Source organism: Pseudoalteromonas sp. S4492 (assembly GCF_005886115.1).
Taxonomy (GTDB): Bacteria; Pseudomonadota; Gammaproteobacteria; order Enterobacterales; family Alteromonadaceae; genus Pseudoalteromonas; species Pseudoalteromonas gelatinilytica.
In genome coordinates, this window is record NZ_PNCP01000016.1 from 39,371 (window position 1) to 65,535 (window position 26,165).

Annotated in this window: 19 protein-coding genes; 9 read left to right on the plus strand and 10 right to left on the minus strand. The window is 41.0% G+C overall.

Annotation, left to right across the window (positions count from 1 at the left end):
- Positions 1-5: 5 nt before the first annotated feature.
- Positions 6-2,765, minus strand: a complete 2,760-nt coding sequence (locus CWC28_RS04800) for a cadherin-like domain-containing protein (RefSeq protein WP_138624812.1) — start codon at positions 2,763-2,765, stop codon at positions 6-8.
- A gap of 260 nt (positions 2,766-3,025) precedes the next feature.
- On the opposite strand from CWC28_RS04800, the gene CWC28_RS04805 reads away from it, so the two are divergent.
- Positions 3,026-4,378, plus strand: coding sequence for a magnesium transporter (locus CWC28_RS04805; protein WP_063700356.1), 1,353 nt, complete (start codon positions 3,026-3,028; stop codon positions 4,376-4,378).
- On the opposite strand, the gene CWC28_RS04810 is transcribed toward CWC28_RS04805, so the two are convergent.
- Positions 4,375-5,274: a LysR family transcriptional regulator gene (locus CWC28_RS04810; protein ID WP_138624813.1), complete on the minus strand. Its 900-nt coding sequence runs from the start codon at positions 5,272-5,274 to the stop codon at positions 4,375-4,377. The two genes, CWC28_RS04805 and CWC28_RS04810, sit on opposite strands and share 4 nt — an antisense overlap.
- A gap of 107 nt (positions 5,275-5,381) precedes the next feature.
- Here CWC28_RS04810 and CWC28_RS04815 point away from each other — a divergent pair, with 107 nt between their 5' ends.
- From CWC28_RS04815 to CWC28_RS04825, 3 genes are all read left to right on the plus strand, one after another.
- Positions 5,382-7,025 (plus strand): amidohydrolase family protein, encoded by a 1,644-nt coding sequence (locus tag CWC28_RS04815; RefSeq protein WP_138624814.1) that lies wholly within the window; start codon positions 5,382-5,384, stop codon positions 7,023-7,025.
- Between the two features lie 94 nt (positions 7,026-7,119).
- Positions 7,120-7,857, plus strand: coding sequence for a hypothetical protein (locus tag CWC28_RS04820; protein WP_199775176.1), 738 nt, complete (start codon positions 7,120-7,122; stop codon positions 7,855-7,857).
- 67 nt (positions 7,858-7,924) lie between these two features.
- On the plus strand, positions 7,925-8,830 hold the full coding sequence (locus tag CWC28_RS04825; RefSeq protein WP_063700349.1) for a tetratricopeptide repeat protein: 906 nt from the start codon (positions 7,925-7,927) through the stop codon (positions 8,828-8,830).
- On the opposite strand, the gene CWC28_RS04830 is transcribed toward CWC28_RS04825, so the two are convergent.
- Genes CWC28_RS04830 through CWC28_RS04840 form a run of 3 tightly spaced genes read right to left on the minus strand, consistent with a single transcriptional unit; the run spans position 8,827 to position 11,712 of the window.
- A complete protein-coding gene (locus CWC28_RS04830; protein ID WP_105174689.1) occupies positions 8,827-9,375 on the minus strand; it encodes a hypothetical protein in 549 nt (182 codons plus the stop codon). The genes CWC28_RS04825 and CWC28_RS04830 overlap by 4 nt on opposite strands.
- Positions 9,376-9,434: 59 nt before the next feature.
- Positions 9,435-10,130, minus strand: coding sequence for a response regulator (locus tag CWC28_RS04835; protein WP_063700345.1), 696 nt, complete (start codon positions 10,128-10,130; stop codon positions 9,435-9,437).
- 1 nt (position 10,131) lies between these two features.
- Positions 10,132-11,712, minus strand: a complete 1,581-nt coding sequence (locus CWC28_RS04840) for an ATP-binding protein (RefSeq protein WP_138624815.1) — start codon at positions 11,710-11,712, stop codon at positions 10,132-10,134.
- Positions 11,713-11,880: 168 nt separating this feature from the next.
- Here CWC28_RS04840 and CWC28_RS04845 point away from each other — a divergent pair, with 168 nt between their 5' ends.
- Positions 11,881-12,762 carry a dioxygenase family protein gene (locus tag CWC28_RS04845; protein WP_105181141.1) on the plus strand — a complete coding sequence of 294 codons (882 nt, stop codon included), beginning with the start codon at positions 11,881-11,883 and terminating at the stop codon, positions 12,760-12,762.
- A 62-nt stretch (positions 12,763-12,824) separates the two neighbouring features.
- Here CWC28_RS04845 and CWC28_RS04850 read toward each other — a convergent pair whose 3' ends face one another.
- From CWC28_RS04850 to CWC28_RS04865, 4 genes are all read right to left on the minus strand, one after another.
- The gene (locus CWC28_RS04850) at positions 12,825-15,344 is read right to left on the minus strand and encodes a TonB-dependent receptor plug domain-containing protein (protein ID WP_138624816.1); all 2,520 of its coding nucleotides are present in this window, start codon (positions 15,342-15,344) and stop codon (positions 12,825-12,827) included.
- Between the two features lie 135 nt (positions 15,345-15,479).
- A complete protein-coding gene (locus CWC28_RS04855; protein WP_244926727.1) occupies positions 15,480-16,460 on the minus strand; it encodes a GGDEF domain-containing protein in 981 nt (326 codons plus the stop codon).
- Positions 16,461-16,618: 158 nt separating this feature from the next.
- Entirely contained in the window at positions 16,619-16,996 is a 378-nt protein-coding gene (locus CWC28_RS04860; protein WP_063700337.1) for a DP-EP family protein, read from the minus strand.
- Positions 16,997-17,011: 15 nt separating this feature from the next.
- Entirely contained in the window at positions 17,012-20,254 is a 3,243-nt protein-coding gene (locus tag CWC28_RS04865; protein ID WP_138624817.1) for an nSTAND1 domain-containing NTPase, read from the minus strand.
- A gap of 238 nt (positions 20,255-20,492) precedes the next feature.
- Between CWC28_RS04865 and CWC28_RS04870 the strand changes: the two genes are divergently transcribed.
- Positions 20,493-20,921 (plus strand): hypothetical protein, encoded by a 429-nt coding sequence (locus tag CWC28_RS04870; RefSeq protein ID WP_138624818.1) that lies wholly within the window; start codon positions 20,493-20,495, stop codon positions 20,919-20,921.
- A complete protein-coding gene (locus tag CWC28_RS04875; protein ID WP_062570454.1) occupies positions 20,918-21,109 on the plus strand; it encodes a helix-turn-helix transcriptional regulator in 192 nt (63 codons plus the stop codon). The genes CWC28_RS04870 and CWC28_RS04875 overlap by 4 nt, the downstream gene beginning before the upstream one ends.
- Positions 21,110-21,155: 46 nt before the next feature.
- On the opposite strand, the gene CWC28_RS04880 is transcribed toward CWC28_RS04875, so the two are convergent.
- Positions 21,156-22,346 (minus strand): MFS transporter, encoded by a 1,191-nt coding sequence (locus tag CWC28_RS04880; RefSeq protein ID WP_054560656.1) that lies wholly within the window; start codon positions 22,344-22,346, stop codon positions 21,156-21,158.
- A gap of 267 nt (positions 22,347-22,613) precedes the next feature.
- Between CWC28_RS04880 and CWC28_RS04885 the strand changes: the two genes are divergently transcribed.
- Complete coding sequence (locus CWC28_RS04885; protein ID WP_062565077.1) at positions 22,614-23,465, plus strand: universal stress protein; 852 nt, start codon at positions 22,614-22,616, stop codon at positions 23,463-23,465.
- Between the two features lie 104 nt (positions 23,466-23,569).
- Complete coding sequence (locus tag CWC28_RS04890) at positions 23,570-25,702, plus strand: TonB-dependent receptor (protein ID WP_138624819.1); 2,133 nt, start codon at positions 23,570-23,572, stop codon at positions 25,700-25,702.
- Positions 25,703-26,165 lie beyond the last annotated feature (463 nt).

The following is a 26,165-nucleotide window of genomic DNA, read 5'->3' on the forward strand; positions in this document are numbered from 1 at the left end:
ATGGGCTATTCTCCTAAAGGAGTCACATCGATACTGTCTTCAATCCCATCATTGTCAGCATCGTTATCTGCAATTAAGCCGGATTCAGCAATTGCTTGTTCTGATGCGCCTGATAAGAAGAAGTTAGGTTTGCCATCGTGGTCTGTATCGATACTTGCTATCGAAGATGTAGGGAAATCATCTCTTTGAGCGACTAAGTTAGCATAAAGGGCTGTAAGTGATAGCTTATCTGCTTCTGCATTGACTGAGTGAGCAATTAATTCTTTTACCGCGGCATCATTGCCAAGTAGGGTCTGAAAAGTAATCAATGTTTCAAGGTTACTTTGTATAACTTTATCGTCTTGTAAGAGTACAAACGTATTTGCATTGGCTACAAATGGCTTTAACATTTCAATTGTTTCAGCATAAGCTGAGGCATATTGCTCGTTATTTACTTGGAATCTAGCTAATGATGAGGTGAGAGAGTAGCTTTCGAATAGTCCACCACTTGTTTTGCCAGTGCTAAGTGTCGCGTAAAGTGCTTTAGTAAGTAGAGATTTATAGTCATTAATATCAAGGTTTGATTGTTCTGATTGCAGTGTGGTCAAGCTGATATCTAACCAATTTAACGCCATATCAATTAGCCCTGCTTGTACAAGGTATCCGAGTGAACTTAATCGCCATTCTATTTGTGTTTGCTTTTTTTCAAACAAATTAATTAGAGTGTTAAGTTTTTCTGCGGTGTTAGCTATCGATTCAGGTTGAGATACGAGCCCGAAAGTAGCTAGCTGGTGATTCAATGCATAAGCAGCTGAGTCGGTAGTGAAGTTAGTATTATTTTCAATAAAGTAAGTATCTATAATATCTGAACAACGCTGTGCGTAATTTTTAGCTTGTTGCTCATTACCTAATGCTATTGCAAGATTGACTAGTCCAGCACAACCATACCGGTCAGTAATGTAAGTAGGTGAAGTTTGACTTAAAATATACTCTTCAGAAAATAGTATATCTGCGGCGTAATTAGCCAGAATTAGGCCAAGTTCATTTTCACCTCGAACTCGAAGAATATCAGCTGCACCAGGTTGGCCTGATGAGGTTATAAGTGTCTGATAGAAGCTAATTGCATTAGGTGATTCGCCACTCATAAAGTATTCTTTCGCGTTTTGTACTGCATCATCTATGGTGATACCCGCTTGTAGCTTGTTAGCTACTTCATAAGCAAAAGAAAATTCAACAGCATCATCTTTGTCATCTTGATCTGTGAGTAAAGCAAAAGCGGGATTATTTGAAAGCTCTACATCATATAAAGCTTTAATATTTGCTGTTAAAACTTCTAATGGATAGGTATATGAAGCTAAAGTTGCTTCTGCATATGGGCTTGCAGTAAAGCTATATGTATTATCAAAACCAACAACACCATAATATGAAAGCGCTAAGTTCGTATAATATTTTGCCAAATCAACTTCATTTAGCTGAATAAAAGATTGAGCAGACCATGCAATGTAAAGTGCCCGCATACGCTCAGTTGGTTGGCCTTTGTAGTCACCTGACTTTTGTATAAAGTAACCGATTTTTTCACTTAATTCGGCCATGGCTTGAGTGACTTTTACTCCTTCATTTCTTACTGTTTCTGTGTGGGTTGCAGCATATTGCTCTTTAGAAGACTCAACGGTTTTTTTGATTGCAGATATGAACCTAATATAAGTCGCATTATATTCTTCTGTATAAACCTCACTTGCATAAAGTTTTAGTGTGTCTAACATAGCTTGAGCGGCCTCAGTTTGGCCAGCTGCGTTGTATTGATTCGTTAGAGTCAGATAAAAGCCCGGATCTGAGCTGCTGATATTTTCCAGTCCTTTTTCAGCAAGGTATTGATTGTAAAGAGTTGCAGCATCTTGTCTAAACGTTAAAGCTTTTTCACTTAAATTTATCAAATCAAGAGATTTAGCTGCATCTAAATAGGCATTTGCTTTTGTGTCTATTGCTGTAATTTTGTTGAAGTGTTCGTCAGCTTTCTCAGCAAAGCCTGCAATAAGGTAACCAATAGCTAATTGTGTGTTTACTTCGTCCATGTAAATATCATCATTGATATTTTCACTAATCGCTTGTGCTTGTTTTAAATGAGACTTATCTGAGCTGTAGTAGTAATTGAGCTTATCTTCGTTCGTAACATACGAAGGTTTTAATTCAATGGTTGCGGTGATAGGCGAGCTAATATTGCCATCGGTAAATTCAATAACAAAACTATCGTTAATTTCTGACAGCGTTTCTGCGGTAAATGTAAATGCCCCTGTTTGTTCATCTAGAGTAAGGGTACCGTTGGTAGGAGGCGTTACTAAAGAGACAGTTACAGTGTCACCGTCGGCATCATTAAAAGTTAATGAACCTTCAGTTGTTGTTGAGGTGGTTACAGTGATTGACTGGCTCGTAAGCGTTGGTGCATCGTTAACGTTGTTAACCGTAAAAGTAAGTACTGCATCAGTACTTAAGCTGCCGTCAGTGGCGGTAACGGTTACTGTGTCTTGGCCTGCAAAATTTTCTTTTGGGGTATAGGTAAATGTACCATCAGCATTTAAAGCAAATACTCCGTTACTTGCTGCAGAGCCGAGGGTATAGCTAACAGCATCATCATCTGCTGCCACAACTTGGCCCGTAATAGATGTATCTTCATCTAGTGTGAACATTAAGTTACTTGTGAACTCAGGTGCATTATTACTATCTGAACCACCGCATCCAGTGAGAGCAAATGCAATTACAAATGGTAAATACTTTATTCTGTTTTTCATGCTGATACCCGTATTTATTATTTAAAAATTATGAAGGGTTGAGATGTTATCATTATAATGCGAATGATAATAGATCTTAATTGCGTTTGGTTGTGCTTTTTTGTGCAATTGTGGTTCTCTAACTTGAACCGTGATTTAAAAACGATGTTTTACAGCTGGGGAGTAATTGCTTAGTTTCAAAAAATATACCTTTTCAGAGCAGTTATTTTTTGCCAGCTGCGTTAGACTATTGTTATTGATGTAATTAACCGAGGTCTCAAATGATTGAGTATCCAGTTGACCAACTTCCCCAGTTAATTGATGACTTGCTTCAGTGTGACACCACAACACGCAAAAATAAGTTACTTGCTGATGCTAAAGAAAAGCTTTCTACTGAACATTTATCGTTATTGTTCGAAGCGTTACCTAAAGAGCAGCGTTTAGAAATATGGCAATTACTTGATGAAGATACACAACATGAAATCTTCATTAACCTAGGTGGCGATAGCTGTCGTTGGTTATTGCAAAGTCTAGATGAAACCGAAGGCTTTAAGTTACTTGACGAAGTGAGCGTAGAAGAGTTACTTGAACTTGAAGAAATTATTCCTGAGCGCTTTGTTGATTATGCACGCAGACAACTCGATGAAGTTCAAACAAAACAGTACGACCTTGCACAGCAATATAATCCAGAGCAGTTAGGTCACTGGCTCGATTTTGATGCGCTAAAAGTGTCAGAAAAACTCACAGTGGCAGGCGCGCGTAAAATTTTTCAAAAAGGCTTACCGCAATATACCGAGGTGATTTATCTAGTCAGCCGTAAGGGCACTCTCATTGGTGAAGTGGCTATCAATGCTTTATTTAAAGCCAATGATAACGACAGCCTGCTGGATTACGCGAACCTTGATGTATCGGCTTTACATGCTGATGACGACCTATACGAAGCCGCTGAAGTGGTTATTCACAGTGAGCAAATGGCGATGCCTGTTGTGAATGCCGACAACAAACTATTAGGCCGATTGTCAGTGTCATCAGCTTATGAATTGCGTCAAGAAGTGACCGACGAAGCCGCTGCAAAAGCCGGTGGTCTACGTGAAGACGAGGATCTGTTCTCAAGCGTCACTAAATCGGCAAAAAACCGCGGTATTTGGCTTGGTATTAATCTAGCAACGGCGTTTTTGGCCTCTTGGTTTATCGGTTTGTTTGGTGCAACTATCGAGCAAGTGGTTGCGCTGGCGGTATTAATGCCGGTTGTCGCTTCTATGGGCGGTATTGCAGGTAGTCAGACGTTAACGGTTATTGTACGCGGTTTGGCACTCGGTCAGGTTACCGACTCTAACCGCAAAGCGCTGCTGAAAAAAGAGCTTAGAGTAGGGGCGTTAAACGGCTGTGTTTGGGCCTTTGTGATTGGTGTGCTTACTTATTTTTGGTTCAACGATGGCATGTTAAGTTTAACCATCACTATCGCTATCTTACTTAACTTAGTGGCTGCTTCATTATCTGGGGTGGTGATCCCATCGATTTTAGATAAGCTTAAAATCGATCCAGCCCTTTCAGGGTCTGTGATCCTGACCACAGTCACCGACATCGTCGGTTTTGTTACCTTCCTAGGTTTAGGTAGTTTACTCCTTCTTTAAGGGATCGGATTCTGGCTAAAGTAGTGTTTAGCCAGCTCAACAAATGATTTCACCCGATTTGACAGCGCATACCTATGCGGATAAACCGCAGCAATCGTTAATGGTTTTAGGGTGTGCTCTGCTAACACCTCGACTAATTCGCCTGACTTAATAAACGGGGCGACTGAATAACGAGGCGCTTGAATTATCCCACCACCCGCTGCCGCTGCTTCATTTAAAAATCGGCCATTATTAGAGGTCATTGCCCAGTTAAATTTGCGGCAAACATGCTGACCATCTAGCAAAAATATCCATTGGTCATGACGAATATGATGACTGAAAAACAGTAATCTATGTTCAGATAAAGCCGCAATATCTGTTGGCGTACCATGTTTTTTTAAGTAAGCAGGACTGGCCCATAAAGATAATGATGAATGGCAAACCGTCTGCGCTATGTGGCTGGCATCAGGTAATGAAGGAGCAACTCTAAATGCCAGATCAATTTGGCTATCAAATAAATCAACAGGCGTATTAGACAATACAATATCTAATTTCACATCAGGGAAATCATGCTGATATTGACTAACCAAAGGTGCTAAATATTGGCAACCAAATTCAATACTGGCTGAAATAGCTAGCTTACCACTAGGCGTTTGACTAAGCCCGCTAAGCTCAGCATCAACTTCATTAAATTTATTCAGCAATGGCTTCATTTGCAGAACATAGTTTTGGCCTGCATCGGTTAAGCAAACTTTGCGGGTGTTTCGTTTTAACAGCAAGCAGCCTAAGTTTTGCTCTAACTGTTTAACGTAGCGGCTAACCATGGTGGTAGACAGCTGCATCTGCTTAGATGCCTGAGTAAAGCTTTGATATTCAGCAACTAAGCATATTGCCCTGACGGCTTCTAGTTTGTTCATTGTTATTATTTTTAAACTATAAGTTCATACACTATAAACTTTTGTGAGATGTAAAACCAAGCAATTCAGGTGTAAGTTGGGGGTTAAAACAAGAATAAGAGGTGATTATGAAATCGGGCATCAACAGATTACTTGCCAGCATTGCATTGGCATTATCGTCGCCGGTGATGGCACAAACCATTGCATTACAAAATGTGAACCTAATCGACGTCGAAGCCTTGTCGGTTAATAAAGCACAAACCATCATCATAGAAGATGACAAAATCAAACAAATTGTTCCTGCAAACTCTCGTCGCTTTGCCGATGATGTCATTAAAATCGATTTAGCAGGAAAGTATGTCATACCCGGTTTAATCGATACTCATGTGCACCATGCTACTTCGCCTGACGATTCAGATAACGATGAAATCACACGCACTCGCTTGCGTCAGCTTTTACAGGGGGGTGTAACAAGTGTGCGCGATATGGGCGGCGATACCCGTGCTTTGAGCTCACTTAAAAGACGAGCCGATAACGATATTATTCAATCACCGGATATTTATTATTCTGTGATTATTGGTGGTAAAGCGTTCTTTTCTGACCCTCGCACAGTCGCCTCTGCAAAAGGTGAAATCCCCGGTGCTGTGGACTGGATGCGTGCCGTTGATGAACACAGTGACTTTGATGCCATTATGCTGCGTAGTAAAGGGTTGGGGGCAACCGGCATCAAAATTTATGCAAATGTGCCAGGAGCAATGGTAGCAAAGTTATCTCAAGCTGCTAAAAATCATGACCTCAAGGTGTGGTCGCATGCTTTTATTGGCCCAGCAACACCGCTTGAAGCGGTTAATGGTGGGGTTGAAACAATTTCACATGCTGCCGATTTTGCCGCGCAAGTAATTGAAAACTTCTATGATATGCGCCGTAAAAATGTCGCCTTAACAGAGCAGCAAAAAAGCGATGCAAAGCAACTAGAAGCTTATCAAACACTCATAAAACAGATGAAAAATAAGGGCACAATTCTAGACTCAACCTTAACGGTCTTTGATAAAACCAAAGCCTCACGTGGTGAAAAAGGGTTATTGCTCAATGAGTGGGGCGGGTTGTTTACGCAATTGGCTCATCAAGCCGGTGTAACTATTGCAGCAGGTACCGATGTGACCAGTGATAGATTTAATACTGTAACGCCTATGGTGCACCATGAAATGCAGTTATTAGTTGAACGGGCAGGTTTAACACCTTTAGAGGCTCTACAGGCTGCAACCATTAATGGTGCAAAAGTGATTGGCATTGAAAAGCAAACAGGCTCAATAAGGGCAGGAAAAACGGCGAATCTTGTGGTACTTAACAGTGATCCAAGTATTGAAATCACCAATAGCCAAAATATTGTTCATGTAATTAAAAATGGCCAATTTATCCACTTAGGTGATAATGAAAAATTACCGTTCGTGATGGCGCGTGAAGCGGCTGGGTTGTTATTTTTATCGGGGCAATTAGGCAACTTGCCAACCACCATGGCGTTGGCAGGCAATGACATCAGCACCCAAATGACGCAGGCAATGAAAAACATTGGCTTTGTTTTGCAAGATCACAATTTAGATTTTAACGATGTTGTTAAATGCATCCTTATGTTGGCAGATATAAAAGACTGGTCTTTAGCCAATAAAGCTTACACGCCATTTTTTACTAAGTTACCCGCCAGAAGTGCTTTTGCAGCTAGCGGCTTGGCACTTGGCGCAAAGGTTGAAGTGGAGTGTATTGCTGCGTTGTAGCTAAAATTGTAAGCGAACATAAAATAAACACTTTTATTTACCTAATACACAGTTATTATGAATTGTGACTCAGTCAAACTAAAAGGACGTTAATATGGTATTAGGTAAAAAAGCAGCACTGGCTGCTTTATCGGTAATTTCAGTGTTTAGCGCATCAGCAGCACAAACCGCTTCGGGTGAACAAACTAAACTGAGTGAAGATCCCACCAAGGTCGTTACTCAGTTTGGTGCAAGTTATTCAGATGAATTAAGGATCACCGGTTCGCTAAGTTTGGGAGCAGTAAAAAAGCTTAATGCCAGTGTGAGTGCCAATGGTGATGAATGGCGTGTTGGTGGCTCGTGGCTATTTGATATTGGCATTGTTAATTTTAACTTTGGTAAGCAAAGTTATGATCAAGGAGCTGAGCGCACAACCTATAGTGTTGGCACTTTTATGCCACTGAGTTACTTTGATATTGCGCCCTATGGTTGGCAAATTTTCGCTATGGGTGGTTATAGCCATGTTGATGGTGAAATTGCGTGTTTAGCAGGGCAAGGGGCGTGTTTAACAACAGAAATACCTGGCCCTGAAGGTTGGGTGCTTATTCCAAACAGTAGTGATGGTGGTTATTTGGGGGCGTTTGCTTTAAAGCCATTATCCGAAAAATGGACATTAATGACTGCAGCAGCGTATTCGGTAGGTTCTAACGATTATTCAGGTTATTTCGCAGCCATTGGTGCAAGTTATCAATTTGATAAACAACAAAGTTTCAAGCTTTTTGCTGCAACAGAAGACAGTGATTATGGCTCAGATCAAAACTTAGTACTGGGTTACACTTATCAATTTAATTAAAAAATACTGTTACAAAGCATTAAATTTTGTTAGTTTTCTGAGTGAGTTATCACTGAGAAAATAGTGAATGAAAAAAAAGTTAGCCTTGTTATTACTAGGATTATCTTGCCTTAATGTCAGCGCCTCTGAAAACTTTAGTGATCATGAGATGTTTTGTGAGCAACAACCACAAATTAGTTGCTTAGATTACATTAATCAGCAGCTTGCAAGTAGTGAGTTGGGCTCTGCGCGTTGGTATGAGATTAAATCTTATCAGTTTGATTATTTCTACGACAAAATGGAATTTCAGACCTTGAAAGATAGCACTGAGCCCTTCATTTCAAGTGAAGAATTGCCTGTTGTCTTTCAAGTGCAAGTTTACTTTTATTACGCTAAATCAATGCATTATTTAGGCGACTTTGAAACAGGTCGTAAATATGCCACTAAAGCATTTGAAAAACTGCAAGCAATCTTTGACTCTTTTGGTAACCCTATGCGCATGGTTGAATTGGCTAATTTGCAATACGTGTTTGGCAACAAAGAAACGGCACTGCATATACTTGATAGGGCAGAGCGTCGCTTTGGAAAAAGCAAAGATCCCATTTTTCACTTTGAACTGGCTTCGAATAAAGCCAGTGTTTTTCATTCATTAGGTGATGTAGATGGCGCACTTGCAAGCCGACAAATCGCCGCTGATTGGATTTTAAAAACCAACCATAATCGCAAAATCTCTGTCGCTTTAGGTAATTTAGCGCGTACCCACCAACTGCTGGCAAATTATGAGCAAGCTGACGCTGTTTATACTCAGTCTCTTAAGTACATGGACTCAGACTCAGATCGCCATGTGATTGCCATTTATACATTACGGCTAGCTGAAATTAATTGGCAAGCAGGCAAGCCAGAGCAGGCTCTAAAATGGTATAAGCAAGTGCATAAAGAAGACATTCGTCAATCACATGCGAAACTTTATGCACATCTTGGCAACGTACTTTAGATAGTGTAAAAACACCCAGGTTTTTCCTCTTCACCCGGCGCTAAAATTTGTAGATGGGTTGACTCACCTTGTTCCATCAAAGGCTTCATAGTTTTATCAAACTGCTTAGCGGCATGTTCAATTAACTTTGCTTGCTGTTCCAGTGCTTTAAAATCGGCATCATGAGCAGCCATAAGTTTATTGAGCTCTTTAGCCAACTTATCTTGCTCTTTTAATAAGCTTTTATTAATTCGCAGATGGTTTTCGTCTTCAATTACTGCTTCTTCAGTGATTGCTTCTATTTGCTTAGAGTACTCAGTAACTTGTAGCTCAATGTCACTAATAGGTTGCTCAAGTGCTTCTAGTTTTACCTGCTCACGTTCAAGCTCTAGGTATGCAGCAATCTGTTCGTTATTGAGGGTACTTTCGCTTATCTTTTTACAGTCTTTAAAAGTGATAACACGATAATCACCTTGGTTGTGTGCTGTACTGGCATTTGAGAGGCCGATACACGCTGTAGTGGCTGTGATTAAGAGTGCACTTGCGCTGATGCGTACTAAATTCATAATGATGTCCAAATGGGTTATGTTATTTAGTTAGTCGTCGCAAGTATGAAAAAGGTTGTTTAAATTTTAAATTTATATCCCACGCCATAAATTGACTCAATGTAATGGCTATCAGGGTCGGCTTGAATCAGCTTTTTACGCAAGTTTTTAATGTGTGAATCAATACTGCGCTCGTAACTCTCAAAGTACTTCCCTTGGGTCATGGTCAGTAAATCTTGGCGTGAAAAAACTTTATTAGGTGAGGCAATTAATATTTTTAATAAACTAAATTCATTAATTGTAAGTTTCAGTTCTTCATTTTTTACCAGTACTTTGTATTCGCTCGGATCAACAATAATATTGCCTGCTGTGAATGTACTCGGTTTGTTAGTTGGCATTCGGCGTCGTTTTAAAATGGCTTTCACACGCGCCATTAACTCTTTTGGTTTGAATGGTTTAGTAACATAGTCATCGGCACCCACATCAAAACCAATTAAGTGATCAATTTCTTCGACCCGTGCTGTAAGCATAATAATAGGCACATCACTGTATTGTCTTATCTTGCTGCACAACTCGATGCCATTTGTGCCTGGCAGCATGATATCGAGAATAATCAAATCAGGGTTTAGCTCATTAACAGCATCCAGTGCGCAGTTGCCATCGTGAATTAGGCTTGTTTTAAACCCTTCAAGATATAAATACTTTTCTATTAATTCGGCAATTTTAACTTCATCTTCAATAACGAGAATATGCTGTTTAGCTAAGGTTTCTGACATATTAGTGCGCCTCTGCAAGCGGGAGTTTTAACGTTATACACAGACCGCCTAAACGGCTTTTAGTTGCATTTATTTTTCCTTGGTGGGCTTCAACAATTGTTTGGCAAATTGCCAAGCCTAAGCCAAAACCGCCGGTTTTTCTGTTACGAGAACTATCGGTGCGATATAAACGATCAAATAGTTTTTCAAGGGCCTCATCAGGAACACCGGGGCCTGAATCTTCTATCGACAAAAATACATGATGGTTAGACACCGTTAAATCTAACCAGACTTTTTGCTGTTCATCTGTATAGCGTAAATTATTTTCTAATATGTTTTGTAATACTTGCGTAATACGATTTTGGTCAGCCAAAACCATTACCGTTTGCTCTGGTAAGGTGGCATTAAGCGTGATGTTTTTGGATTGAAATTTAAACGCATACTTATGCGCTTGTAGGGCTACCAAGGCATTAAAATCAATGGCTTCCATGTGATAGTTAAAGCTGTGTCTGTCGAGTGAGCTGACTTTATGTAAGTCGTTGACAAGTCGGCTTAACAGCGCCACTTCTTCTTGCAGTGAGATTATTGCTTTTTGATTTGGTTCGATAATGCCATCGTTAATAGCTTCTAGTTCACCCTCTAAAATAGTTAAAGGCGTGCGCAACTCATGAGAAATATCCATGAGCCATTGGCTTTGCTGCGATTCAAAGCGTCTGAGCTCTGTGGCAATACGATTAAAATCATCCGCTAAGGTCGCAAATTCATCACTACTGTTGACGGTTATTTGGGTCTCAAACTCGCGTTCAGCAAGGGCTTTTGCGCCTTTTTTCAGCTGCGAAATAGGGTTAGTAAAATGACGTGCGAGTAAGTAACTAAACAATAACGCAATTAATAAACCAATCCCTGCTGTCCACAAACTGATATTAATTTGGGTATTAAGGTAATGCTGAGTCAGTGCGCTAACATGACTGCGGTTAGCATGCAGCTGAAGCACTGCAACAACGTCACCATTGTGAGTGATTTCTTGCTCGTTCACGACCTCAGTTTCGGTATTGCCAGCAATCAGTATTTCGCCTTTTGCATCAAGTAAACTTAGGCGTTTTTCAAAGGGTATAAAGTCATCAGCCATGGGTTTATTGCGAGGCGGTGGCTCACGCATGTCAGCAAAGTTTGCAAGCTCGTTAAACTCAGTTGATGGGTCAAATTCAGGTGCTTGATCGAACGATGGTGGCTTCCCAAAGTCATCGGGGGGTGGCATAGCCTCATTTTGCATATGCTTTTCGGGAGGGCCATCTTGTGTAAAAGGCCCGGGCTCTCTTGGCTTTGGGGTATTGGGTGAAAATAATAAACGGCTTGAATGAAAATTGCGGTTAATTAGCTCATACCACAGGGCTTTAGAATCGATAAACATGCCAATCGAACCCGTTTGCTGATACTGCTGGCTAATTTCAGTGGCTATACGGTTAAATGCTTCGTTATCTATATCTTCAAACACATTATTGAGCATACGCTTATTGGTAATTGCGTTCAGACCAAACATGGTCAGTACCAGCAATAACGTAATAATAAGATTAGTAATTAAGAGTTTGTGAATTAACTTCATAGATGTAATAGTAAAATGTAATAGCCAATAATGAATATACTATAAATGTCTATTTTTTGGCATGCGCATCCTAGTCACTCTATAAAAGCACCACTTTTTCTACACAAAGTCTCTACATTTGTTCTTTATACTCGATGCTAATTACTCATGTTAGCGAAGGGGCACAAGATGACTTTAAAACCTGAACTTTATACTCGTAGAAAAATGCTAAAAACATTAGGTGTTTCAGTTGCTGCTGTGCCTATGTTGGCATTTTTAGGCTGTAACTCAGATACAGTATCATCAACAGATACAACATCAGATACAGACACTTCAACAGGCTCAGACACCAGCACTGATACAGGCGATACAACAACCACGAACGACAGTGATTATGTATCGGGCACAACAGCACTTATTACTGATGACTTTCCTGATGACAGTATTTTTGAAACATCAACAGCATGTGTGTTAGCACTTACTCAAGCAACAACCGAAGGCCCATGTTACTTCCAAGCTGATTCAGACGAAGATATTTCGGATGGTTTAACCGGTTTACCTATGATGCTGTGCTTACAGTTAATTGATAGCGACTGTAACCCATTAGCAAATTACGAAATCTCGGTTTGGCACTGTGATACCAGCGGTATTTACTCGGGCGATACTAGCAGTAGTTCTGATAGCTCACGTTTTGCCGGTGACTTCTGTACTGACGGCGATGCCGAAGCTGAGGCAAGTACTTGGTACCGTGGTTCATTGATCACAGATAGCAGTGGCCGTGTGAACTTTAAAACGCATTTCCCTGGTTGGTATTCTGGCCGTACTATTCATATTCACTTTAAAGTAGCAAACAACAATAACGACTATGTAATTAGCCAGTTCTGTTTTACTGATGCGTTTGCAAAAGAAATTTGTACCACTCACAGCGATTACAAATCACGCGGTGAACAAGATACAACTCTTGCTAGCATCGATAACGTGTTTGGTAGTGATTATGAGCAGTTTATTTTAAACACAGCACAAAATAGTGATGGCACTTTATTGGCGTATCACACTATTCAAATTAGTTAATTTATTCACTCATCATTGTAGGTTAGGGCGTGTTAGCAATTACTGCTTTCACGCCCTATTTTTTAGAAGCTATAAGTGATGTTACCGTAAATAAAACGACCATCTAAGCTGTATGGTGCAAAGCCACTATAAGGGAAAATTTGGTTGAAATCGCTATAACCTATATTACTTACAGTATCTTGAGGGTACTGATCGAATAGGTTATTGGCGCCTAATGCAAACTTCCACTGCTCATCAGGGCGGTAAGCCACTTCTAAGTCAGCAATCCATTTAGCATCAAGTACTTCATCACCATCTTCACTGCTTGCAGTATCAACTACTTCACCATAACGAGTTGCTCGTAATGTTGTTTGGAAGTTTTCATAATCCCATGTTGCAGATAGGTTCCATTTATCGGCTGGAGTACCTTTTTCAAAGCGTGTGATTTCGCGACGAGAGAAATACTCGTAGCTATCGCCAAGCGCCTCTAATTCAGGTGGATTTTCTTTAACGTGTGTTACTTCAGTGTCGTTAAAGTTAACCGCTGCACTTAAGCGTAAATCACCATAGTTTTCTAAGCCTAGTGAGTAGGTCGCAACAATATCAACACCTTGCGTACGTGAATCAATGGCATTAGTAAAGTAACGAACGCGCTGCGTATTTACTTCGCCCGCTTCGGCTAAAATCGCTTCAACTTCTGAGCCACTTAAGTTTTCAGACAAAACGATACGGTCGTCAATTTCAATGCGATACGCATCTAGGGTTAAGCTAAAACCGCCTTGCGTAAAGATGAAACCCGCTGTCATATTTACGGATTCTTCTGCTTCAAGTTCACGTGCACCTAAAGCTTGCGCTGCTGGCTCATCAACTGGGAATAAGCCCACTTCATTTGGCACACCATTTTCAAAGACAGTGCTTACTGATTTATATGATGTTTGGGCAAGTGATGGCGCTCTAAAACCTGTGCTAATTGCACCACGTAGCGACAGCGACTCGTTAATGCTGTAGCGCGAAGCAAGTTTAGAGGTAAAAGTACTACCAAAATCACTGTAATCTTCAAAACGACCTGCTAAAACAAGGTTCCAATCTGTCGTTAGGTAAGTATCAAACTCTGCAAACACCGCAATGTTATGACGGCTTTTATCTGTTGCACTTTCTGGTGAGAAACCAGGTAACACTTGCGCGCCACCGGCAGCAACAGGGTTACCATCGTCATCTAATACAGTGAGGTAAGAGGCTGTTTCACCTGCTTTTATTTGGTAGTTTTCGTGACGATACTCAGCACCAATCGTAACAAACACATCATCAGGTAAACCTAAATCTAGTGTGTTGCTAGCATCCATATTCACTAGGTATTGTTCATAAACAAGCGAGCCATCATCAAATTCTGTTGGGCTGCTAACACCCATCGAGGTATTTAAGCTGTTGCTTACGCCAATACCAAAATCGTTGCGACCATAATTGGTGCTTACATCCCAAGCCCAATTATTGGTTTCGCCATTTAAGCCAATTGCAAATGAGTAGTCATCAACATCGGTATCAATTTGTGGTAAGAAACCGTCAGGATACACTTCAGTTAAGTTACGTGAATCGTTGGCGCGACGATAAAAACCACCTGAGTTACCTTTACGGTTTGAGTAACTAGCAAATGAGTAAAGCGATAGCGAGTTTTCAAACTCATAACCTAGGTTATAAAAAAGTGCGAAGTCTTCGATATCGGCTTTACCAAATCGGTGGTTATAGCGGTCGAAGTCAAATTCACGCGAATCTAAATCGCCATTCTCATCACGGCTATATTGCTCACGTGCATCAAAGCCAGAGCGATTTGTTGGCTCGTTATTACGTGACTCAATCGACACGTTAATAAAGCCATTATCGCCTAGTGCAAAGCCCGCATTAGCACTTGCTGTACGCGTAATACCGTCGTTTACTTCACGGTCGCTGCCAGTTTCAAAGCTTAAGTTGCCTTCGCTATCCGTTGTGGTGTTTAGTAGCTGAGGAGAGCCTGCCATTTGTGTGTCGTATTCACCGTATGTGTAGCTCACGCTACCGCCTTCATCGGCATCTTTTAATACAATATTGATCACACCGGCAATCGCGTCAGAACCGTATTGAGCTGCAGCGCCATCACGTAGAATTTCAACACGTTTAATCGCAGAAGTCGGAATATTATTTAAATCTACGGCCGTTGAACCACGGCCAACCGTACCATTTAAGTTTAATAATGCTCCGGCATGGCGGCGTTTACCATTAATCAGCACTAATGTGTGATCAGGAGCAAGGCCACGTAAAACAGCTGGTTTTGCGTGGTCAGTACCATCAGCAATGGTGGCACTTGGGTAGTTAAAGCTTGGTAACTGTGATGCTAATACTTGGCTCATATCAAGCTGACCTGTGCTTGATAAATCGCGGCTTGTTAATAAATCGACAGGCACGGTACTTTCAGAAATACTACGAAGGCTTCGGCGAGTACCAGTAACAGAAATAACTTCAACATCTTGAGCGGTGTTGTCAGTTGTTTGCTCAGCAGCGATTGCAGTCACTGATGTAGCGAGTGTACTTGCAATTGCGAGTTGCAAAGGTACTTTTTTAAAAAATGTCATTGTTGATCCCTTCTGACGTTGATTTCGCTTCGCAGTTTATCAATAAAAAAGGAACAAACAAATAACATAAAAGTATACTATATGATTATCTAAACAAGCTATTTAGCTCACTGTATTTACATTATTTTAACTTGGTTAAGCGCTAATGCTTATTTTATTTCTACCCTCTGTTTTTGCTCGGTATAAAGCAGTATCTGCTGCACAAATTAATGCCTCTGAAGTACGATATTGATTATTAAACTCACAGGCAATTCCTTGGCTTACACTTATTCTAAAATCACTTGGTAAACCTATATCAGTAAATGGCATGTTATTTACTTTTATTTGAATATGTTTAGCAATGGCAGCGGCCGTGTCTTTTTGACAGCGGGGTAATATAATGGCAAATTCTTCACCGCCATAACGCGCTGCTAAACAATCGCGAGAAGGGAGTGATTCTGCGATTATACTGGCTACTTTTTGTAAGCATTTATCGCCTTTCACATGGCCAAATCGGTCGTTGAATAATTTAAAGTAATCAATGTCGATTAATATAGTGCTAATGGCTTGGTTGGTTTGTACGCTTTCTTGCCAATGCTCTTTTAATGATTCCTCAAGGGTTAATCTATTTGCAAGGCCGGTTAAATGGTCAGTGGTAGCCTGTTTAATTAAACGGTTATATTGTTCTTTGTGTGATGATAAATCGTGTAATACACAAATAAATAAATTTTCTGCAACGGCAATGTTTTTTGGCAGGCTCGATATACATAAATCCGCCTCAAGGGTTTTATTATCAGCGCGGTTTATTTTAACTTCGTTTGGCCCAAGGCTTATCGGCGAGTCTTTATGGTCTAACCAACTGAGTAGGGTATACATGTATTTATCACGGTCGGTGTCGTGTAGGTAATGTAAAATGTTTTGCCCGATTAACGCTTCTTGGTTGTCACCTAAAAGCTGTGCCGCCATCGGGTTTGCAAATTCAAACGTGCCTTGGCCATTAATGATAAACACTCCCTCAGGAATGTTCTGAAACATTTGGGCAATCAGTGCAAGTTGCTCTGAATTGATAGACTGCGGTAGTGCGTTTTTCGCTTCTGGTTTTGCAGTGCTTGGTTGTTCATTTTTATTAGTAGACACGTTCGTTTCCTTTTTGCCGATGCAAACGATTTTGGTGTCTATAAAGTTACTTAAAAAAGTGCAAATTAACCTTCTGGTAATCTTCTGATTTTAAGTTGTTGTTTTTGAACTTAAAAAGACTCCTTGGTGGAGCCTTGTGTTGGTGTTATTTCTAGATTTTATACTTCTTCTTTATTTTCAAACTGTGGATCTTCGCTTTGATATTCCTCACCATTGCAGCTAACCGTGAAGATCATACATGCTGTACCGCTGTTTTCATCGGTATCTGAAATATTGATTACCGTACCAGCGTTTGTAACCTCGTAACTGAAATCTTTAGCACAGTCACCCTCATGATTACTAAAAGTAGCGGCAGAAAATAAGAACCCTCTTTTTTGAGTTTCTTCATTTAGGGTGTAAATCCCAAGACTATTTCTTTCTGTAACAACCCCACCACCAGATACTTGTTGACCATCTTGGAAGTATGTAAATACGGCTTTTTTGTTGCTATCTAATTCAATATTCACTGTGAAATTGTATACTTTACCTTCACTCATGTTTTTTCCTTTACTTTATAGTTGAAAATTAATTATTCCCAGTTCTCTTACCGGAACAATGGTCGCTTCTATTTCGTGTGATTTATTTAGGCAGGTATATGCCTGAATTAATGGGTAAGTAAATTTTATACTTTTAGTTTTTTTACTTATTTTATTTAGAGTGGTTGCTGCGTCTTCACATAAAGAATTTTTTTCTTGTTGTGATTTAGCTAAACGAGCTTTAATTAACAAGATTCTTGTATGAAGTCGTGCATTGTCTATATCCAGTGCGCTGGATAACATGTTATTTTCATCCAGGCTTTTTAAAAGAACTAAAGCCCTTTTAATATTATTTCTATTAATGAAATATTCTATCAAGCTAATTTTTGTACCAATAACTTGTCTATTCGATGACTTGTTGGTACCTAAAAACTCTATTATTTCACTAACTCTATTATCTATATTTGGGTTATCAGAGAGAGAGAGTTGATAAGCTAGAAACTGATAGTACGTTCTTTCAATAGTTTTATTTTGAACATCTTGCAATCTCGCTTTGTTAATTGTTTCTGTTGCTTGCTTTGCTTTTTCGTAAGATTTTGATTTATCAGGGAAGTAACTTAATAAGTAGCTTTGCTGGATATGTTTATATGCTAACGATGTTAATACACTAGCATCGGCCGGATACTTAGTTAACATTTTATTTGTTTCATTTTCTGCATGTTCAAAAATCTTGAGAGCTTCATTGAAATGCCCTAAGTTTTCTTCAGTACTTGCAATCCAACTGATGGTATCTGTCTTATCGCGTAATAGATTTTTGTTATTAGGTTTTAGCTCAAGGGCTTGGTTTTTAAGTTTTAAAGATTCAGTAAAGTTCTGTTTTGCGAGAGCGTAGTCAAATTGCTTTAAGTACAATGAACCTAACGAGTTATAAGAATAAGATAACTCCATAATTGAGTTAAAATCGTTGGGTGCTAATGTGTACATTTGTTTGCTGTGCTCTTGGTAGCGTTTTATCCAAGGTTCGGCGCCTGTATAGTCACTGTTATCAAAGTTTAATTGCCCAAGCCAGAAAGCATTAGCCCCTGCAAGCATTAAAACATCAAGGTTGTTGGGTTGAATTTTTAGTAATGATTCTAGGCGCGTTCGTGCATTATCAAAGGCGGTGAAGGCCTCGTCGGTTTTGCCGCGAGAGTAGGCGACTTCGCCCATGGCCTCTAAGGTTTGAGCGTATTGAAAACGGTTATTAAACTCGGCTTGTTTATCGCTAAAGTCAAACAACGAGGCAGCTTCTTCATCTTGATTGGTAAAATACTCAAGGGCTTTGTTGCTAATACCATCCAGTAAATCCATGCGCTTAACGCTTCTGAGTTTATCGGCAAATTCACCGACCATAAAACCCAATAAACTTTCGGCCTCTTGGCGTTTTTGTTTTGCTATTTGTTCGGCGTGATAGCTGCGCACGCTCATAAATGTGGCAATAAAGGTTAAGCACACAAGTGCAGCCGCCGTTATTTGTAACATGCGTTTTTTACGTTTCGCTTTATTGTTAGAAGCTTTAATTAACGCCTGTTCGTCGCTAGATAAGCTAAACATAGGGTTTTTAACTAGGCTTTGTGCTTCTTGCAGCGGTTTGCCTTGGGCTAATAAAAAGTCGCTGTGTTTATGTTCAAGCAGCCAGCGCTCGGTGGCTAGTTGCACACGACTTTGAATTGCTAAGCTTTGTTGGTGCTCTTGCACCCAATCTATGGCGCGTTGCCAATGGCGTAGCAGGGCTTCGTGAGCAAGGCTAAAACAGGCTTGCTCATTTTTAAGGTGTGATACAAATAAGCGGCTATCGACCATAGCCTGAACAAGCTTGGTTGCAGCAGGGCAGGTTAATTCGCTCCAACGCGCAGCGCGGCTGGTGAGTGTTTCGCCATCTGGGTTTAAGGTGATCAGTTTAGAAAGTACTGCGGCAAGTTCAGTTTGTTGGTCTTTGGGTAATTGGCAAAATACCTGTTCGGCTTTTTGGCCGATGGCTCCTTCGATGGTGCCAAGCGCCTGGTATTCAGAGAACAATAATTCGTTGTCTGGGCTGCGCTGCAAGTAAAGCTGTTGCAAGGTGTATTGCAGCATTGGCAATGCATCTGGGTTATTGGCAGTATCGTTACAAAGTTGTTCATCAAGCGGTGTGTGGTGCTCTGGGTGATGTTGCCAACTTAAGCCTGCTGCAAGTGCTGGCAAACGGATCATTTGCTTAAGCTCAGAGCGAGTTGGCGCTAATAAATCAAAGTGTGCGCCATTGGCTTTACCTGCCATTAAACTTGGTTGACTCACTACTTGCGGGTAAAAGTCATTACGACAGGCACTAAAAATGATCATGCAGCCACTTGTTGCTAAGCGCTCAATAAGAGCTAACAGCTGGTTGCGCTCGTCATCGCTAAATAGCGGCGATGACAATAGTACTTCGAGCCGGTCGATAAATAAAAATAAATAGGGCGTAGTGTGCTCTGCATTTAGCGTTGCAAGTGCTGCTTTACAGCGGGAAATAACCTGTTCTGGATCTGTTAATAACAATTCAGCTAACGCATCGGCGCTTATATCGCTAAGTACAGGTGCGTCGTTTATTTCTAAATCGAGCAAGGTTGAGGCTAAATCAAGCAGTAAGCGCTCTTTGCTGACATCGGCAAAGTCGAGTTGGCAGTAACTGTGTACTCTAATGCCATCGTAGCCATTACTCGACATTAAAGCGGGCAATACACCTGCGTTAACTAACGACGATTTACCTGAACCACTGGCGCCTAAAATTAAGCAAAAGGCGCGACCAAACTCAATTTGAGCCGACACTCGCTGTAGCAAAGTGGCAATTTGTTTGTTACGACCAAAAAATACATCGGCTTGCTCTGGTGCAAACGCACTTAAGCCAACAAAGGGCGAATCACCTTGCCAACTGGTTTGGCTGGCTTTTTGTTCTTCGTTGAGTGGAAAGTTGATTTCGGCAATAACCCGATAACCACGTTTACGAATGGTTTCTATGTAATGCGGATCGCTTGCTTTATCGTCAAAGGCTTTACGTAATTGGGTGATCACTTTATGTAGGGGGTTGTCACCCAGCGCTACATTTGGCCAGCAATGGCTGATAATTTCTTCACTTGTTAGTAGCTCACCTTGTTTTTCGCATAGCAGCAGTAATACATCCATCGCTTTAGGTTCAAGATGCTTTGTTTGTTCACCGCGCCTGATTGAATTAGTGGCCGGAGTAACTTGCCATTCGCCAACGAAAAACAGTGCCGTATTCATAGTGTTATCTTCATTGTTATTGTTAGAAACGCAGCCCGATTGGACCGATTTTTTATAAGACTACGCGATACTTTGATTAATACAATATTATGAGATCAACAGCAAGCGCCTTGCCTTTTCTGACATTAAAAAATCATATTAATGTCGTGTATATAATACTTTTTGTAAAGTTTGTTTGACTTTTTGTGTTGCTAGGTTAATCTTTAGTCAAGTTTCCTTTACTTTTAAGGTGAGAATAATGAATCAAACAGGATTAACCTTTAAACAACGTAATAAGCAGAACACGCTAAACCTCGCGAAATGGACATCAGCATGGGTGATTACTTTAGCAATTGCCTCATTTGGGCCGCATTTTTTATGGCAAGAGCAGGCTATTTTTAGTGTTGTGGCAATCTTAATCAATGTAGTAGTTGGCATCATGATGATTTTATCTAACAAACGACAACTACATGGAATGGATGAGCTGCAGCAGCGTATGCACCTTAATGCAATGGCCATTACCTTGGGTGCAAGCTTGGTATTTGGTTTAGCTTACTCGGTGGTGCAATCAAGCGGTTTAATTAGCTTTAAAGAAGATATATCGCACCTCGTGCTCTTTATGGGCTTAACCTATTTAGTGAGTCTTTTAATGATGAATAAGCAGTTAAACGACGAGGGCGAAGAATGAAAAACCGCTTGAAAGTGCTTCGTGCTGAGCACAATTACACCCAAGCAAAATTAGCCGAATTACTCGATGTATCAAGGCAAACCGTGAATGCTATCGAAAAAGGTAAATTTGACCCAAGTTTGCCATTAGCATTTAAAGCCGCGCGTTTATTTAACCTGAGTATCGAAGAGATATTTCAGGATGAGTAAGTCTGATAGCCTTCAGCCTTCAGCGATCAGACTTACAGCTGAAAGCTTAAGGCTTACAGCTTTGTCTTTTCATCTGCATCGCACTTAACGACCACATTAAAAAGCCACCTAAGAATAGTGCCGCCGAAACATAGCCTGTTTGACTAGGGAGTGCACCTTCGGCAATAGCCATGCCGCCAAGCCAAGGGCCAATCGCATTGGCTGTATTAAATGCACACTGCACCAGCGCACCAATCATGGCATGCCCTTGTGGTGACACATCCATTAATAGCGATTGGATCACGGTACCTAAACCAACACTAAAACCAATAAAGAAAATCACTGCGTATAACAGCCAAATATTATGACTTGCGCTTACATAACTGGCTGCAAATACTACAGCACCAATCAGCGCTGCGCCTGTGGTTTTCAGCGGTGAGTGGTCGGCGGCTTTACCTAATACATAGTTACCTAAAGTACAGCCAATACCAAACATGATCATCGCAATAGAGATAGTGTAAGCAGGGGTATGGGTGACTTCTAAAATAGTGTCGGCAATGTAAGTGTAAACACAAAATACACCACCAAAACCAATAATGATGATACCCAGAATGGTCCATACGAGCTTGTTCTTTAATACACTTAACTCATCGAGAATCGATGTTGGCGCGGTATTTTTTACGTTAGGTACGTATTTCACAATCAATACCAAGGCAACTAACGCAAGTACAGCGGTACCTGCCAAACAATAACGCCAGCTAAAGTTTTGCCCCACTAGGGTGACCATGGGCACACCAACGATAGTGGCAATGGTTAAACCCATAAATACCTTTGACATAAAGCTTGCGCGTTTATCGGCAGGGGCAATGTCGGCTGCCAATAAAATAGCAGCGGCGAAGTAGGCACCGTGTGGTAAACCACTTAAAAATCGAAATAAAATAAGTTGCTCAAGCGAGTTTGCAAAAGCACTTAAGCCATTGAATAAAAACATCATACTGACAAACATCAATAGTGCATTGCGCTTACGCATGTTGGCGGTTGTGATCATAAATAGCGGTGCACCGACGACTACGCCTATCGCGTAAGCACTAATGGCATAACCACTTTGCGCTGGCGTAGACGAAAATGTTTCGCTGATCAGGGGCAACATTGGCATCATAGAAAATTCTGATAGGCCTAAAATGAATGTGCCTAAAGCCAATACTATCAGAATGGTAAACGTGCTTGCGTTGCCTTGGGAGTTGGCTACGTTAGTCATGTAATTCCTTTAAAATAAATTTAAAAACAAAATAGATTTTTGATAATTGAAAATGCCAGTAACAAATACTTTGTTCTGGAGTAGAGATGTGTGCCCAGCGCTATTGTAATACAAATTAACGGAGTTGATACAGTACTTTTTGGAACGTTCTATATTTGTTTGCTATAAGAAAATAACCTGAACTTCTTAAGTCTTTGCTGTTCAAAATAAATACAGAGAAAAAGCCAACTATACTTGGTTAATTAAATTGGTTTGAAGGAGAGTGTAATGAAAAAGATATTTGCTTGTATCGACGGTTCATGCATGACCGATGCGGTGACAGAAGCGGCTATTTGGATTTCTAAGCGCTCCAGCCATCCAATTAATTTTCTGCATGCATTAGAGCCACCTTTGCCGCAGGGCAGTGATGATTTAACCGCAATTATTGGTTTAGGTTCGCAAACCTCATTGTTAGAGCAATTGGCAAAACTTGAGCAAGAACGCAACAAAGTGGCGTCGCAGCATGGTCAATTATTGCTAGATGAAGCAATGAAAAAAGCCGAGCATGCAGGCTTAACCGAGATTGAGCAACAGCAGCTTTCAATGAGTCTTGTTGATGCTTTACTTGAACATGAAGACAATGCCCGTGTGATGATTATTGGCCGCTCTGGTAAAGGCCATTACGATGATTTTAAAGTACTGGGCTCGCATATTGAAACGCTGATCCGTCAGGTGCATACCCCGGTTGCGATTGTGCCGCCGCAATTTCATGAGCCTACAAATTTTATGCTGGCTTATGATGGCAGCGAAAGTACCGACAAAGCGATTACACAAATTATCAATGGCGGGATTTTATCCGGCTTAGATTGCCACTTGGTGATGGTTGATAAACAAGACGGTCACTGCCAAGACAAACTTGATACTGCCTCAGCAAGGCTGGCTGAAAACGGCTTTAATGTGAGAGCGCGCATGCTCGATGGCGATGTTTACCAAGCGCTGTGGCGATATAAAAGTGACCACGCTGTTGACTTAATGGTGATGGGCGCATTTGGTCACTCTAAATGGCGGCAGTTCTTTTTAGGCAGCACGACCTTAAAAATGCTTGAAGATAGCCGTATTCCTTTAGTGGTGCTGCGCTAAGTTATTTACCTGTGACAGGGTGCGACAATATGTCACGTGTTCAGACTAATTAATGAGTTTTATAATCGGCGTCATTAATTATTTGCTTTGATTTTAAAAGAGTTATGAACACGCAATCTTCTCGCCCTGGTTTTTTATTTTCTAAAATTGCTGCAGCACTTAGCTGTGTTTTAAGTATTTCGGCCTTTGCTGATGATTCTATTGAAGTGATAGAAGTACAAGGTCATGCACAAAATAACCATCAGTTAGTTGGCTCAGCAGACGCGTTACTGAAAGATTTAGGTGTTGATTTTTCAGCTGCCGGAGGGGTGTCTAACTTGCCGGTGATGAACGGCATGATGGGCGATAGAGTTAAAGTATTAGTCGATGGTGCTGATGTCACAGCAGCGTGTGCTAATCAAATGAACCCGCCACTCTCTTATGTGTCGGCAAACCAAATTGCCTCTTACAGTGTCGTTGCTGGTGTATCACCGGTAAGCAGTGGCGGTGATAATATTGCCGGCGTTATTAGGGTAAATACGATTGCTCCTAAATTTAGTGATTCAGACTCAGTGAACTGGCACGCAGGCTATGTGACAGCAGCATACAAAAGCGTTAACGACAGCCAAGCATACGCGCTAGGTGCTAGCCTTGCGAGCAAACAGTTTAGCTTGTCTTACCAAGGCAGCTTTGAAGATGCGAACAGCTATGATGATGGGCATGGTGAGCGTGTACTTGATACCTTATATCGAGTGCAAAATCATGCCTTAACGGGCGCTGTTCGTGATGAGAAACAACAGCTTGTAGTTAAACTGACGCATCAAAAAATTCCTTATCAAGGCTTTGCAAATCAATACATGGATATGACCGATAACACCAGCTATGGTTTTGTTGCTCAGTATCAACGTGAGCTTGAAAATGGTGATTTGCAGGTGCAAGTGAATGCGCATGATGTAAAACACGAAATGGGTTTTTTCAGTAATGAGAAAACCGGCATGATGCCAATGAATACCGATGCACAAGATTACAGTTATCAAGTTCATTGGCGCACTGATTTATCAAAACAGTCATCATTAATGCTAGGGCAAGAATATTACGGTTATCGAATTGATGACTGGTGGCCAGCGGTTGCAGGGTCAATGATGATGGGCCCAAATGAGTACGTAAACATTAACGATGGCAAACGTGACCGCCTTGCGGCATTTGCTGAGTACCAAAACCAAGTAAACCAAGCATGGTGGGTGTCGGCAGGTGTTCGTGTTGAGCAAGTCACCACAGATACTGGCGAAGTGCAGGCTTATAACGAAGGTGGCATGAGCGGCATGGCTAATATGGGCTCAATGATGGATATGTCAAAAACCGACGCCCAAGCTGCGATGGAATTTAACCAATTAGACCGTAAACGTGACGACACTTTAGTTGATATCAGCTTGCTTGCTCGCTATCAATTATCGAATAACGATGAGCTGCAATTTGGTTTAGCTCGTAAAAACCGCGCACCTAATTTATATGAGCGTTACAGCTGGGGTGTAGGTACGATGGCAACCACCATGATTGGTTGGTTTGGTGATGGTAATGGTTACATTGGTAACCCAGATTTAGAAGCCGAAACAGCCCACACATTGAGTTCTAGCTACACCAAACTTGCCAAAGACGATAGCTGGCAAGTAACGGCAAATGTTTGGTACACGCAAGTAAATGATTATATTGATGCTGAAGTGACTAAGAGCTTTAATCGCACCGACATGGCGCATACCAAGCGTAATATTCTTACATTCACCAACCTAGATGCCACTCTTTACGGTGCAAAACTGGCGGGCTTAATTGAACTCTACAACACAAAGCAAGCAGGAAAGTGGCAGTTAAAAGGCTCACTAACCAGTACTTATGGCGAACGTGATGATAGCAATGAAGACTTATATCAAATTATGCCACTGCACACTGAGCTGAGCCTAGAGCACGAATACAAAGGCTGGCAAAACGCACTGAGCTGGCAATGGGTTGATAGTAAAACTCATGTTGATGAGCGCCGTTTAGAAAACCAAACCGACAGCTATCAGTTACTGGCTATATCAAGTCAGAAAACGTGGCAAAATTTAACCTTTAAGTTAGCAATTACCAACTTACTTGATGAATATTACCAACAACCACTTGGCGGTGTAAGCATTGCTAATTACAAGCAAGATATGAGCAATGGTTTTGAACAACTTGCCGGACAGGGCCGCTCGTATAATGCCAGTGTGAGTTATAGGTTTTAGAGAAAGCTATCAGCTTTCAGCTGTCAGTTTGAAGCTGAACGGTGTTGCTTACAGGCCTTTACCAAAGGCCTAGCTCGTAGGAGGTACTTTAGTGCCGAAAATATCTTCACAAAGAAAATGACGAGCTGTCAGCTTTCAGATTAAAACCAGAGTTTCTAGTTACGAGAGTAAAGTTAGCGAGTCAGGTCACGTGTCCGATACAAATGTGAAATAAGCTGTCGTAGGCGTGAAATCTATTTCGCGCGAGGGTGCTTGTATTGAGTGGTGGTTGAGACGCGCCAAGCAAGCGTGACGCCTACGGTGTAGGAGGCGTTTTAACGCCGAACAGCTTTATTTTATTCACGGCTAAAGCCGCTCCCACGTTTTTTGATGTAGGCGTGAAATTTATTCGCGCGTTATCTTTTTATATTGCGCGATGTAAAATCGCGCCTACAATCTTTGCCTCGAAACTCGAAACTCGAAA